The sequence below is a fragment of the Dactylosporangium sp. NPDC051485 genome (assembly GCF_040682015.1).
Taxonomy (GTDB): Bacteria; Actinomycetota; Actinomycetes; order Mycobacteriales; family Micromonosporaceae; genus Dactylosporangium.
Genome location: NZ_JBFAZW010000007.1, coordinates 20,571 through 34,523, shown reverse-complemented (window position 1 = coordinate 34,523; position 13,953 = coordinate 20,571). Strand labels below are relative to the sequence as shown.

Genomic DNA, 13,953 nt, shown 5'->3' with positions numbered 1-13,953 from the left:
TGGCGGGCGCGGCCCATAACCACCAGTACGCCAGGCTGATCCTGGGCGGTCGCCGGGCCACCGCGGATGCGGGCAGGCGACCAGCCTGAACCCTCCTCGGCATCCCGGACTACGACGGGGCGACGGCCGGCTCGTCGGGCTTGACGTGACCACCGCTACCGAGCGGTGTTCGTCCGGCGGAGACGATCGGCTGTACGTGCGACCTGCACGGCGAGGGTCGGGCGTGCCCGAAGCATGGCCTGGTGGACCGAGCTGCGCGGTGGGTAGCGGTGCAGGATCTCCGTCATGCGAGCGTCGAATGTCATCGCTTGCCCCTGCGGGCCGGTAGTCAGGTCGGCGGTCGCCAACGCGTCCGGGACAGGGCCGTCTTCGAGCGTGAACTCATCGAGGGCGTGGGTCAGTCCGCGTTCGGCGGCCTCGAATCGGGCGCCGCTGTGGTGGGCGACGAGGGCGGCGAGCCGGAGTGGGTAGCCGCTGTGCTGGAGGTGCCGGGCGCCGTCGATGGCGTGCATGCCGGTCTCGGCCAGCTCGGGTGCGTAGCCGATGTCGTGCAGCCATGCTGCGGCGACGAGCAGGCTGCGGTCTGCGAGGTCCACGGCGGCCACGAGTTGCCCGGCTCGCTGGGCGACGGCTTGCACGTGTCGCCATCGATCGGCGAGCGCCGGTGTGTCCAGGTGACGCCGGGCGAGGTCCGCGGCGTTGCCGACAAGATCGTCCACAGGTTCGAGGCTAATCGGATGGGAGAGGGCCGGCCCACGGCGTGGGCGGGTCCTCTCGGGACGTCTTGCAGGTCCGCGAAAGGTCCCCGGGTGTCACCCGATGTATGGGCGGGGCAGGTCGGCCAGCGCGTGCTCGATCCGCAGCCGCATGGACGGGTGGATGTCCAGGTCGTCAAGCTTGTCCGGGGCCACCCAGAGGACCTCGCGGGACTCGCTGGAGGTGGTCAGGGTGCCGCCGACGGGTCGGGCGGTGAAGCAGATGGAGAATTGTTGGCGGACTTCACCGTCGTCGTAGGCCATGACATGGTTTGGGTTGGTGTAGATGCCGACCAGGCCGGTGACCTCGACGTCCACGCCGGTCTCCTCGCGGACTTCGCGTACGACGGTCTGTGCGATGGTTTCGCCGATGTCGTGGCCTCCGCCCGGTAGTGCCCACAGGTTGTTGTCGGTGCGGTGGATCATCAACAGGTCGCCGTCGTCGTTGCGGACGGCCGCGACGACGGAGGCGACGACGCTGTTGGCGGTGGGTGCGTTCGGGTCGTCGACGTAGTCCCTGCGGGCCATGGTGGGGCTACCTTTCCTGGTTGAACGCGGTGATGAGCCGCTCGACGTCGGTGGTCGGTGTGGCGTTGGCCCATACCTTGTCGAAGCTGGTCAGGTAGTGCTCGACGACCCGGCCGCCGGGTATGCGCCGGAGGTGCAGGACCGGGTTGTGGGCGGCTGGTGAGCCGTAGACGTGTGTGTTGACCAGCATGGTGTCGTCGCTGCGGAAGATCGACGCGTACAGGGTGGTGTTGTGCAGCCGGAGTTCTACGCCGGGGACGGCGAGGATGGCCTGGTAGTACTTCAAGGTCAGCAGGATCCGGTGCGCGACGCCGTTGCCGAAGCCCTCTTCCTCGCCGCGCACGGCGACCGCCGTCGCGTGGGGGTCGCCGAGCAGGAGCCGCACTCGGCAGCCGTGGCGGGCGCGTTCGCCGAGCCGTCCGATGTCCTGGATCTCTGGCAGGAAGAGACCGGCGAATACGAGCACGTCGAGACACTCGTTGGCCTGGTCAACGAGTGACCGCCACAGTTGCGGGGGAACTGAGGATCGTGACGGGTAGAACTCGACGAGTTCGGCCCGGCCGGCGGAGACGGTGTGCTGGTCGGCGGTGAGGGAGGGCCACAGGTAGGTCTCCTCGACTCCGAGGAGTTTCGCGGTGGCGTGGCGGTGCGGTCGATGCGGGACCCGGTCGCGGGTGATCCAGCGTTCCACGGTCTTGACGTCGACGCCGACCAATTCGGCGGACCGGGCGACGGTGAGGCCACGGGCGGCCATCGCACCGCGCAGCCGCTCGTTCGGCATCAGGCATCACTACAGAACATGGGACGCATGGGGACGTTTCTAGCAGCAGTTTGGCGTCCCGGAAAGTCCGTCGGCGGCAGTGGTGGGGTCCCCGCTTCTGACGATCCAATCAAAACAACCGTGGTGGGCGGCGTACGGCGTTCGTTGCGGTCGCCAGATCGTTGAGGGGGTACGGCATGGCTCAGGCACCGGCGGAGCTGACTCCCTTCGTGTCCGCTCAGCACTTCCTCGGTGCCGAACTGCGTCACTGGCGCTGTTTACGCGGCATGTCCCTGACCGCGTTGGGTCGTGCGGTGCATGTCAGCGGCGACCTGATCGGCAAGGTGGAGAAGGCGCAGCGCTGGCCGGCCCGGGACCTCGTCCGCCGTTGCGACGTGGCCCTGGACAGCCTCGGTGCGCTGTCACGCCTGTATCGACTGGCGGAGGTCGAGCACCGAGGGACGCGCCGACCTGTGCGTGATGGCCACCAGGCTGAAGTCACGGCGACGTCGCCGCGCATCGCGCTTGCCGGCGTCGGCGTGATCGAGCGGCCAGCTGTCCCCGGATTTGGGCGGAGGCAGGTGGGTAGGCGTGCCGTCTACGGTGTCGCCGATGTCGTGGATCTCGAGGCGGCGCGTCACCGGCGTGCTGCCGGCCGGGGACAACGATGGGACGACGATCTCCGGTCACCCGGTATCACGCATAGCTGATGGTCATGGTGATTCCGGCGAGGGCAATGACGAGACCGATGGCTTCCTAAAACATTGCGAGGCTGTTCGATGTCGTGGCGGTGTTCTACAGTGCGCTATATGTTCGTCACTCGACGAGATCGGATGCTGGTCGTCTGTAGGAGCCCTGGGGACGTACTGCCGTGGGCTGTTGCAGCGTTCTGGCTGGTTGATCTCGGTGGGGGTGGTCGTGGCGGCCGAGGAGTTTAGCGTCGAGCTCACTCCCGATCTGCTGTCGATGTTGACCGCCGAGGAACACGAACTGCTGGCGAGTGAGCCGCGTCCGGTCATGGATTTCGCCGAGTCGATGCAGTTCGTCACGGATGCGGGTTTCGTTCGGCGGGTCACGGTGCTGGCGCGTTCGGCGCCGCTGCACGCGATGGAGAGCAAGGAGGCGTGGCAGCAGTTCGCGGAAGACCGCTACGACCTTCGCAGTCTCGCCCTTGCCGCGCTCGACGCGGTCGTCACGCGTCAGGGGATGGAGGACGAGGCGACCAGTGAGGACGTCCTGGCGTTGCTGGGCAGGCTCGCTCAGCTCGCGGCGCCGGACCTGCCGTCGTCCGACCACGCCACGGTCGCGAGATTCGTCCTGAAGGAACTGCTCAATGACCGCGAAGGCGGGGCGAAGTTCGTCGTCCACTACAGCGACTACCGCCATGGGCACAGGCGTGTCCCGCTGCCGTTCCGGCTCCTGGAAGAGGGCACCGGCCGACGGGGACACGTCGTGCTCAGGGCTAGCGTGCAGGCGATCAATGCGCTGATCGGTGGCCTTGACCTGGAGGTGGAGGACGCTCAGCTGGCGATGGACGCCGTGCTTACCGCGCAGATCAGTCGGGGGCAGTGGAACCGGGCGGAGGAGAGCGCCACCAAGAGCATGCTGCTGTCGGTCGCGCTGGCCGAGAAGGTGCGAACCGTGCTGGCGGAGACCGAGCACGACGTCCGCACGGTGGACTGGGCGGAGGCGGTGCCCGCGCTGCTGGACGGCTCGCGGGCGCATCTGGAGGAACGGCTGCATGCCGAAGACGGCCTCATGGAGCGGATGCGCCAGGCGCGGAACCAGGCCGGCGACCGGGATGTCCGGGAGACGTGCGTGCGGATCCTCGCCCTGCTCGGCAGAGGCAACCAGCGCCACATCGAGTTGCACGGGACGGTGCTGCGGGCCATGCGGACGTTCCTGGACGCCCAAGCGGACCAACGGTTTCGTCCGATCGCCAGTCTCCGGCTGGTGGCGATGACCGACGAGGTGCTGCACCCGATCATCCGCATGAGCGCAGCGGACGCGGATGAGGTTGTCAGCCTGTTCGCCGAAGCGCTCGCGGGGCCCGTCGTTGCCCGGCTCCCGCGCCTGGCCGATCTCTACGATCTTCTGCTCGCTCCGGCCCGCGAGAGCATCGGCAAGCACCCGGACGAGGATGACCCGGAGCTCGGCGACGAGGAAGACGACGCCCAGCCCTACACCGAGGCGGAGCGTGCGAGCGCCCGTGCTGTCCTGGGCGTGGCCCTGCTGCGGCCGTGTCGGCTGTCGGAGCTGCTGCACGCGGCCGAGCCGCACGGGCCGACCGTGGTCGATCTGGTCGCGTTGTCGGTGCTGTGGGCGTTCGCTCCGGAGCACGACGACGGCGACGAAGCTCCGATGGAATTCGACGACCTGTTCTCCACCGGTCTGGTCGTCCTCGATGACGGCTCCCGGTTCGACCTCGGTGGTTACGTCGGCCGGGACCTCCTCGTCGTACCGGCCCCGCTCCCTGACGGCCCGACCCGCCCGGAGGCTCTCGTATGAACGTGACCGTCATCGATGACGCGCGGGACGCGGCCCGTCTGGTGCGCTATGCCTGCCAGCCGCGGTTGCGGCCGCTGGCCGACAAGCCCTACCACCAGCTGCTGGAGCGCTACCGCAGCTCGAGTGAGTTCCGGGAGCTGGTGGACGCGATCGCTGATGGGCTGACCCTGCTGATCGTGGCGGCGCACCCGGAGGAGGGCATCGTCGCGCATCCGCATCCCGACGGCATCTTCACCTACCGCCTCGTCGACTACCAGAAGGGGATCAAACCGGCGGAGCGGATGCTGGTCGGTCTGATCCATGTCGCGATCGCTGCCCGCGCGTACCCCACCCCCTCCGACCTGGAAGAGGAGACCATCAAACGCGTCTCGGTCGTTGAGGTCGACACGTTCGTCCGGCACCTGATCAGTGAACTACGGAGGTCGGGCGAGGACGAGTCCGGCCTGACGTCTACCAGCGCGGAATTCGATCAGGCCTGGCGCGACTACGACCGGATGCCCAGCCACAGGGCGACCGGGCGCAACACCCTGTCGCCGACCTGCACCCACTATTGGATCACCAACGTGCTCGATTGGCTGGTCACTCAAGGGCTCGCCCAACGAGCGACCGAGTTCGGTGTCGGGCATTACCGGCTCCTGCACCGGTTCCGGCTGCAGGTCGCCGAAGCGGCAGGCCAGCTGGTCTACGAAAAGGTCGCCGACGTGCGCCGGCGTCAGGTCGTCCTGCCCGACGGTGTCGGCGAAGACGGGGAGCGTTGATGTATCGGCTGCGTCGCCTGCGCTTTGAGCGGATCGGTCATGCCGACGCCCGTTTCCGCACGCTTGTGCTCGATCTTACCGGCAGCGAGGTCACCGTGACCGGCGATCCGACCGCCAGGACGGTCGACGCGATCGTGTGGCTGCGCAACGGTGGTGGAAAGTCGAGCTTGCTGGCGCTGTTTTACAGCCTGCTGCTGCCCGCGAAGGTCGACTTCATCGGGCACGCGAAGAAGAAGTCGCTCGCCGACTATCTCGCGGGTGGAGACGCAGCCCATGTCGTCGCCGAATGGGAGGACGACACCGAACTGTGGGGCGGCCCGGCGTTGATCACCGGTGGGGTCTACCAGTGGAAGAACGGTCACCGCCCCCGCGACCTGGAAGCGTCCTGGGACGATCTGCTCCGCCGCTGGTACAGGTTCCGGCCGATCCCCGGGGTCCTCGATCTGGACTCGTTGCCCGTCGCCGTCGACGGGAGCAGGTTGTCCCTCAACGCCTACGTCAAGGCGCTCAACGCGGTGATGGAAGGAAATCATCGCATCGACCTGGTCGTGGCCAAGGACCAGACCCAATGGGAGGGCGCGCTGACCAACGTCGGTCTCGACCCGCGCATCTTCAAGGTCCAGCGGGACATGAACCGTGACGAGGGGGCGATCACCGAACTGTTCAGCTTCGACACACCCGAGCGGTTCATCGACTTCCTCATCGACCTGGTGGTGGATGTCAAGCTCCCCATCGAGGTACGGAAGAATCTTGAACAGCAGGCCCGGACGATCGCGCAGCGGCCGGCGCGGGAACTTGAGCAACGGTTCCTGTCAACCGCTGTGCTGCGGCTGCAGCCGGTACGCGAAGCGACCGCCTCGCTGACCACCAGCGCCCGCGACCTCGCGCAGAGCGCAGCGGCCATCGACCTCGCCCGCAACCACATCGTCGCCCGGGCCACCGCCCGCGACACCGACGCGGAGGTCGCCGACGCCGACGCGGCCGTGGCGCACGGCAACGCCACCGAGGAGTACCGGCGGCGGGCACGCAGCGCCCGACGCGCCACCGCCCTGACCCAGGTGGTCAATCGCTTGACGATCGCCGAGGCACGTACACGGTTCGAGACCGCCGACCGGAAGGTCACCGAGGCGCGACTGGCCGAACGGGGGTGGGAAGCCCTCGGGCCGGCGATCGACCTCGACGAGCACCAACGCCAGTACGACGAGCTGAACGCGCTCATCGCCCAGGAGGATCAGCGGGCGGCCCCGTTGCGTGAGGCCCGGCACCGCGCCGCCACCGCGCTGCATGACCGGCTCCTCGCAGCGAAGGCCAGCGCGGCTGTGCAACGCGACGATGCCGCAGCGCAAGCGGCTGCCTCCGAAGCCGACGTGACACAGGCCGGCATCGACCGTGAAGCGGCACTCGTGGCGGCCGTCACCGCAACGTCGGCATTGGTCAAGGCCCAGGAGGCCATCAGCGAGACGGAGGCGGCAGAGCGCCAAGCCCGAACCGCCGGCCAGGTCGACGCCGGCGAGTCCGTGGCCGCATCGGTCGCACGCTACGAGCGCGAGCGACAGGATTCCGCCGATCGCCGTGACGCTGCCGCGAAACGATCAGAGACGATCACCGCCGAACTGCACGCGCTCACCGAACAACGCGGTGAACGCGCACTGCGATACCGCGACGTCAAGGACCAGCACGACACCACCTGGGACACCCTCACCCGGCTCGGCGGGCAACGCCACACCCTCTCCCGTCATCCGCGCCTGATCGAGCTGGCCGCAGCCGACGCCGATGCCGGACTCGACCTCGACGTGGCCGGCACACGGCTGGTCGGGCTGCTCACCGAACGGGTGCAGCATGCCGAGTCCCGCCTGGTCGCCGAGGAGGTAACCGCGTCCGACGACCGCCGCGCGCAGCTCGCCCTGGCCCAGACCCACTTCCTGCCGCCACCGCTGGACGTCGAGCAGACCCTGGAGGCGGTGAACGCCGCCGGTGTCACGGCAGTGAGCGGCCTGCAGTTCCTGCGCGACACGGTCACCGCGGACCGGCACGCCGAGGTGATCCGCAACGTTCCGCAGATCGTCGGTGGCGTCGTCATCCTCGGTGAGATCCCCGACGACGATCTGCCCGGCCTGATCAACAAGACGAACCTCACCACGACGCTGGTCGTGCAGGTCAGCCTCGACCAGGCCGCCCGCCGGCTGGTCGCGGCCGATCCTGGCACGGCAACCGACCAGCAGGTTGTGGTACCGCTCCGCTCGGCCCTGCTCGAACGGGAGGCGGCCGACGCCGAAGAGCACCTCCTGCAGGTCCGCCTCGCAGGTCTGGACGCCCGACGTCAGCGAATCGCCGAGCAGCGGGAGACGGACCGTCGGCTGGCCGCCGATCTCCGCAGCCACCTGGAAGAATTCCACCAGCACCGCCGCGACGAACTGCACGCACGTCTGGCGCAGCTGGCCCAGGAGATGGAGAACCTTGACGCCCTAGAGGAGGCCGCCGCTGCAGAGCATGTCCGCCTGGACGCCGAGCGTACGGCCGCAAAGGCGACCGAGAAGGAACTGAACGCCCGGCTGGAGACCCTGGCGTCGCTGCTGCCGACGATGCGTGACCTGGCCCGCCGCGTCGAGGCCGTCGCCCAGTTCAAGACGACCGCGGCCGAGGCCGAGGCCGAACACGGGCGCCAGACCCGCCTCGCCGAGCAGTACCGCGACCGTGCCGAACAGGCCCAACGCACCGCCACCCAGCAGCACCGCGCGGCAACGCTTCGAGGAGCGGACGTCGACCGGTACGACGCGGAAGCGCGCGACCTGGACATCCCCGACGACTCCGCCCCTGCCCTCGATGCCGACGAGCTCGCGACGCTGCCGCTGGACCTGCTGCGCAGACGGTTCAGCGATGCCGAACGGATGTGGCACTCAGCCATCGGCGACTCCGCGCTGCACGCCAAGGCGGGCGTCGTCAAAGCCCAACTGGAGAAGGTGCGCGAGGCGCTCAGCGACTTCACCGAGCAGGAACTCCAGCAGACGAGTCTGCTGCGTGACACCCCGGACGCGGTCGAGCCGGAACGTCGCCGAGCTGCCCTCAGCCAGGCCCGCCAGCTGCGTGAGGCCAGCGAAGCCGAACGGACCGAGGCGAAGACACTCCTGAAGCAAGCCAACGACGCGGAGTCCCTCACCTCCACGACCTCCCCACGCGAGGACGACCCCGACAGCTCAGAGTTGGATCCCGGTCCGCTGGACTACCCCGACGCGGCCACCGCCCGCCTGGCACTCGCCGAAGCGGAGAGCGCGTCGAACACGGCCCGCAGCGCGGCCAACAGCCAGGAACAGCTCCGCGACGATCGGAAACGCGTGGCCGCGGCGGCGCGAGCCGAAGCAGATACCTTCCGCAGTTCCGAACGGGTCCTGGCCGCCACCGTCGCCTCACTGCCCGTCGTGGACATCGACAGCGGCGATCTCGCCGACGTCGATGAGATCCTCGAACGCGAGGGTGGCCTGGGCCGGGCAGACGCGGCCAGCCTGACCGTCAAGGGCCTGCCGTCGTTGGAGGGGCGGCTCCAGGCCGTCCTGAACCGACGTACCGAGGGATACCGCAAGGCGCAAGAGGAACTCGCTCAGGCGTCACGCCAGTTGCAGGGATTCGCGCAGCGTCCGGAGTACGCCAAGGTCGTCGATCGCCGTCTCGTCGAGCGGCTGTCCGACGACCCCGAGATCCTCCGCCGTAAGATCGACGAACTCATCGACGACGTGACCCTCCGAGAACGGCTCGTCGCCGCGACGTTGGAGGCGATCGAACGCGACCAACTCCTGCTCGTTCAGCAATGCGCAGGCCTGATCAAGTCGGTGTTCGACGATCTGGACCAGGTCTCCCAACACTCGGCCCTGCCCAAAGGTCTCGGGAAATGGTCGGGTCAGCGGTTCCTCGGGCTGGAGATGACCCGCTGGGGCGGCGACGAAGAACTGGCCAGACGGCTGTCGCTGGAGATCGACCGGATGGTCGCCGCAGTCGGCCCCGAGGACAGTCAGAAGGCCACCGCCCTGCCCGAGCCGATGATGATGACCAAACGGCTCGTCCTCGCCGCGCTCGGCGGCAGCGGACACGTCGTTGCCAAGGTGCTCAAACCCAAACCGAACCTCGCGGTGGAACGGGTCTCCGTCACCCAGATCCAGAAGTTCTCCGGCGGGGAGTTGCTCACCGTCTCGGTCATGTTGTACTGCATCCTGGCCCGCCTTCGCGCAGCCAACCGCGGTAAGCGACTGCCCGGCGGTGTGGGAACGCTCCTGCTGGACAACCCGTTCAGCAAGGCCACCTACGTGCTGTTCCTCAAACTTCAGCGTGAAGTCGCTGCGGCCCACGGCGTCCAGCTCGTCTACGCCACCGCCGTGCGTGACCTGCTGGCCATCGGCCAGTTCCCGCTCATCCTGCGGCTGCGCAACGGCACCGACGAACGCACCCGGACCCAGTACGTCCAGATCGTCGAACGGTTCGGCGACGCGGTCCGCGACGCCGTCAGCCACGCCCAGGACAACACCATCACCGGAACCCGCCTGTACCGCGTTCCCGACCAGCCAACCGATCATGAGCCAGCACCGACCGGCGATGCCGGCACGGCTCTCCGTCTCTCCGATGAGGAGCCGACGGCGAGGTGAACAGGCTCGCCGAACGTATGGCCCACGCGGTAAACGCACATCCGCGAGCTCGAGTGCCTTCTGACATCGTGATCGAGGCTGCCTACGCCGCAGACAGCAGCCTGCTCACCGAACCCGATCGACGTGACCGCCTCTGGCAAGCATTCCAAGAGTTGGCCGCAGCCGACGTCGTCCGACTACCGTCCGGCGCTAGCGGATGGGACTACGCCGCCCTTCCAGCCCTGCCTCGATGGGTCGAACGCGTCAACGCCCGCCGAACTGCCCGGCAGCCCGAACCGCCAAGAGCATGGGTGGACGAACTGGAATTCGCAGCCACCGCTGTCCTGTCGCCAGCGGAACGCAACATATTGGTCCGCATCAACGACTTCCTCCGGGACGGCGGCCGGACGGCCGAACCGATACCACTCCGCGAACGCTCCTACCAACTGTTCCAAAACGAAAAACGCCTCGACAACCTCACCGAATCGCGACTGGTCGTCTCCGGGCTCCTCTCGCTGGAGACGCATCTGCGCGCCTTCGCAACACCTCCACCACTGCCTATCGTGGAACTCGGTTCCGCGCCCTGGGCGTTGATCGTCGAAAACGTCGCCACGTTCACCAGCCTGCGGAGTGTCCTGCGGCACATGGCTACGGCCAACCGCGCAGAGGTCGGCTGGCTCTGCCTCGGATCAGGCAAACTCGTCATCCAGTCGATCGCCTCGCTGGCCGAACGTAGCGTCGAGACCGGGCACCGTATTGTCACCATCTCGTACTTCGGCGACCTCGACGTGGAGGGCTTGGAGATCGCGCAACGCGCATCCGACCGTGGCATCTCCATCGGCTTGCCCCCACTGCAGCCAGCAGTCCAGCTCTATGAGGCCCTGCTACAGCGGCCCGACCGTGAGGCGGAGCCAGCGGACCCACTACGGATCCAGGCAGCCGCGAGGTGGCTCCCCGAAGAACTCGCGCCGATGGTTGTGACGATGCTCCTGAGCAACAGATGCCTTCGCCAGGAGGCGCTACCACTCCCGATGATACGAAAGATCCTCAGCGGAGATTCGCCGTGACGGACCTGCAGTCACGGCCGCCTCTCGGACTCGGTCCGTACCGTTCATTTACCTTGGGCGACGTGATCGCGTTCTTGACCTGTCGGCTGGTTCTGCCACGGATGGGTGTTACGGCCAGCGGCAGGGTGGGTGGCTGTGGCTGACGACGATCAGCGGGTACGGCGGCGGCGAAGCTTCGATGAGGATCCGGACACCTACCAGATTGCGCGGCCGGGCTACCCGCCACCAGTGTCCGGGCGAAGGGTCGGTCTTTCGATGACCGGTGTGGTCAAGCGCGCGGCCCGTGCCATCGTCATCGACGACGACGGTCGATTGCTACTGATCAAACGGACGAAGCCGGGACGGGCACCGTACTGGACGACACCCGGCGGCGGGGTCGAACCGGGCGACGTGTCGGTGGAGCAAGCCATGGTGCGGGAGTTGCGGGAGGAACTCGGTGCCGAGGTCGCCGCAGTGCAGCAAGTGTTCCTTGTCTCGGATCAGATCGGTGCGGGCGAGGCCGCGGTGCAGCACTTCTTCGTGTGTCGCCTGCGGCATCTGGACCTCGACCGGCGTCACGGGCCGGAGTTCCTCGAGCCCGGGAGTGGTCGCTACGACCTCGACCGGGTGGTCCTCGGCGCTGACGGCGAGCTACCCGTCGACCTGAAGCCGGCGGCCGTCAAGGCGTTCATCGAGGCGAACTGGATCGCGCTCATCGCTGCCATTGAACCCGATACGACGGTTTCCGCAGCGGTCACCGGTCCCGGTGTGCAGGTTGTCGCGGCCCTGTTGTGGCGTGGCGACCACATCGTCCTCGTCCGGGAACAACGCGACGGCCAGGAGATCTGGTCGATCCCGGGTGGCGGCGTCGAGCGCGGCGAATTGCTGACCGAGGCGCTGATCCGTGAGGTCTGGGAGGAGACCGGTCTGCGGCTGGCCGCCGTAGGCCCGCTGGCCTACGTCGTGAACACGACGACCGAGCGGTACCCCTCGGCAGTGGTGCTGACCTTCGACTGCGCGGACTGGGACGGCGAGATCGCCCCGCGCGACCCGGACGGCAAGGTCACTGGCGCCGTGCTGTTGCCGCTGGCCGAGGCCAAGCAGGTCCTGGCGTCCTCTCTCGCCTCGCGGCCCGAGATCGAGCCGCTGCTGGTCCATCTCGACGGTGCGGGCGGTCGCACCCGGTTGTGGTCCTACCGGGACGACCACCCGATTTATTGAGCGTGCCTGTCCGGGACGCTGCTGCCGGGTCCGGTCATGTCCGCCGCCTCACGCCCGCCGCGCCAGACTCGTCGCTCCAAGGTTGAATGTCGGGGTGCGACCGATAACCGGACAGGCGTTGACAGGGTCGCCGTGACACATGATCAGACCGCCGAGCATGCGGGTCGAACTGCCCAGGATGTGGTCCAGGCGTGCCCCTGCGGCAGCGAGTACGGCGGTGATCGTTGTCGCTGTTGGGTGGCGTGCGTGCGACCGGAGAGCTGTTCATCTTCGATTCGTCCAGGCCGTCGATATAGAGGTGGACTTACCGCACACGGCCCGGCAATGCTGACCTTGCAACCCAACGAGGAGTGAGACCGGTTCAACCCACCGGCTGGACGTACGCTCGGACGAACCAGTCGCGCACCATCGCCTTGTGCAGGTGGCCGGCGACGACAATGCCGTCACCGCCGAGCGTGACGTGGACGTGGACCTTGCCGTCGGTGATCTCCCCGGTGCCGGTCAGTTCGAACGGCTGGTCGTAGTCGGTCAGGATGTCATCGAGCGGGTCGCCCTTCGGCATGACCGACACCGTGCACTCCTGTACCGCGCCGACCAGCGTGAGCGCAGCGTCTCTGACACCCTGTTCTGCCGCCTGCTTGGCGATGGACTCGAGCACTTCCTCGTCACGACCGACGTGGGCGATGAACACCTGTCCTCCTACACGGCGATGGGGTCGAGACCGGCGAGCGTGTAGCCGATGGCACGTAGGTGTTCGCCGCTGATCTCGGTCTTCAGCGCGCCCGTCAGGGCATCGTCTACGGCCGTTCGCGCCTCCGGCCTGGTCCGGGCGAGCAGCACGATCGAACACCAGTGGGCGCCCGCGTCGGCGGTGTTGGTGACTTCTGCGGTGAGCGCGTCGAGCTGGTGCTGTTCAGCGAGGGGGAAGCCGCTGCGAGCGAGCTGGCGGGCGTCGTCCCACGGCAGCCCGAGGACCCGGGAGACTACCGCGGTGACGTACAGCTCGCGCACCTCGACGTCGGCGACGAGCCAACGGGCGACCTGACCGTCGAGGACGGGGGAGCCGATCTTCGCCAGTATGCCCGAGGCGTTGACCCGCAGCACCGGCGTGCCCTTCTGTGCCCACTTGGTCAACGCGGCCAGGCTCGGCGTGTCCTGCGAGAAGAGCGCGGCGATGGTCTTGTCGACCGCGTGCGAGGTCTGCGCGGACGCGAGCAGGTGGTAGCGCTCAGCACGGACGCTCGTGGCGATGTCGCTCGCCTCATCTGGCACGCCGACTGCCGCGAGCGCCGACACGGCGCCGATCAGCAACTCGCGCCTGTTCAAGTCGTCCCCCAGCACCTTCTCGTACGCCCGGATCACCGCGGGCGTGACTGCCCGCTCACCGGTCTCTGCGTTGCCGAGGTAACTTCGCGAGAATCCGGTGCGCTTCGCCATTCCGGCCAGGCTCTGGCCGGCGGCTTGCCGAGCCCGCCTCAGTGTTACGCCGAGATCGTCCACGGTCCAGCTGTCCCTCGATTTTGGAGCGGCCTGGAGACAGCCGCGTTGTTCCATGTCACCTGCGGTGAGCATGAGACTACGAGGGAGACGGCACCTTGCCAAACTGGCAGAAGTGTCCTGCTGCCAGGCGCGTCTGTGTCGGTGACTTCGGGGCGTGGACGTCACGGTAACGGCAACGTGGATCGATAGCGGCCTGAACCGGGGAATGCTCGACACCCCCGGCCTCCGAGACCGACTGGGAAGATCTCTGGTCGAGGTTCGAGCGAG

General features: G+C 67.8%; 10 protein-coding genes. 5 read left to right on the top strand and 5 right to left on the bottom strand.

The window, feature by feature from the left end; translation table 11 throughout:
• Nucleotides 1–155: 155 nt before the first annotated feature.
• The 3 genes from AB0M46_RS05480 to AB0M46_RS05470 form a co-directional block, all read right to left on the bottom strand.
• On the bottom strand, nt 156–719 hold the full coding sequence (locus AB0M46_RS05480) for an HD domain-containing protein (protein WP_363333096.1): 564 nt from the start codon (nt 717–719) through the stop codon (nt 156–158).
• A gap of 93 nt (nt 720–812) precedes the next feature.
• Nucleotides 813–1,283, bottom strand: a complete 471-nt coding sequence (locus AB0M46_RS05475) for an NUDIX domain-containing protein (RefSeq protein WP_363333095.1) — start codon at nt 1,281–1,283, stop codon at nt 813–815.
• A gap of 7 nt (nt 1,284–1,290) precedes the next feature.
• On the bottom strand, nt 1,291–2,064 hold the full coding sequence (locus AB0M46_RS05470; protein WP_363333094.1) for an XRE family transcriptional regulator: 774 nt from the start codon (nt 2,062–2,064) through the stop codon (nt 1,291–1,293).
• 176 nt (nt 2,065–2,240) lie between these two features.
• On the opposite strand from AB0M46_RS05470, the gene AB0M46_RS05465 reads away from it, so the two are divergent.
• The 5 genes from AB0M46_RS05465 to AB0M46_RS05445 all read left to right on the top strand — a co-directional run bounded on the left by AB0M46_RS05465 (nt 2,241) and on the right by AB0M46_RS05445 (nt 12,186).
• A complete protein-coding gene (locus AB0M46_RS05465; protein ID WP_363333093.1) occupies nt 2,241–2,753 on the top strand; it encodes a helix-turn-helix transcriptional regulator in 513 nt (170 codons plus the stop codon).
• Between the two features lie 169 nt (nt 2,754–2,922).
• The gene (locus AB0M46_RS05460; RefSeq protein WP_363333092.1) at nt 2,923–4,551 is read left to right on the top strand and encodes a hypothetical protein; all 1,629 of its coding nucleotides are present in this window, start codon (nt 2,923–2,925) and stop codon (nt 4,549–4,551) included.
• A 571-nt stretch (nt 4,552–5,122) separates the two neighbouring features.
• Nucleotides 5,123–9,940, top strand: coding sequence for a hypothetical protein (locus tag AB0M46_RS05455; RefSeq protein ID WP_363333091.1), 4,818 nt, complete (start codon nt 5,123–5,125; stop codon nt 9,938–9,940).
• 290 nt (nt 9,941–10,230) lie between these two features.
• A complete protein-coding gene (locus AB0M46_RS05450; RefSeq protein ID WP_363333090.1) occupies nt 10,231–10,986 on the top strand; it encodes a hypothetical protein in 756 nt (251 codons plus the stop codon).
• 135 nt (nt 10,987–11,121) lie between these two features.
• Nucleotides 11,122–12,186 (top strand): NUDIX hydrolase, encoded by a 1,065-nt coding sequence (locus AB0M46_RS05445; RefSeq protein WP_363333089.1) that lies wholly within the window; start codon nt 11,122–11,124, stop codon nt 12,184–12,186.
• A gap of 361 nt (nt 12,187–12,547) precedes the next feature.
• On the opposite strand, the gene AB0M46_RS05440 is transcribed toward AB0M46_RS05445, so the two are convergent.
• Together AB0M46_RS05440 and AB0M46_RS05435 are read right to left on the bottom strand one after the other, a co-directional pair.
• On the bottom strand, nt 12,548–12,877 hold the full coding sequence (locus AB0M46_RS05440) for a PPC domain-containing DNA-binding protein (protein WP_363333088.1): 330 nt from the start codon (nt 12,875–12,877) through the stop codon (nt 12,548–12,550).
• 8 nt (nt 12,878–12,885) lie between these two features.
• Nucleotides 12,886–13,740, bottom strand: a complete 855-nt coding sequence (locus AB0M46_RS05435) for a helix-turn-helix transcriptional regulator (RefSeq protein WP_363333204.1) — start codon at nt 13,738–13,740, stop codon at nt 12,886–12,888.
• Between the last annotated feature and the right edge of the window lie 213 nt (nt 13,741–13,953).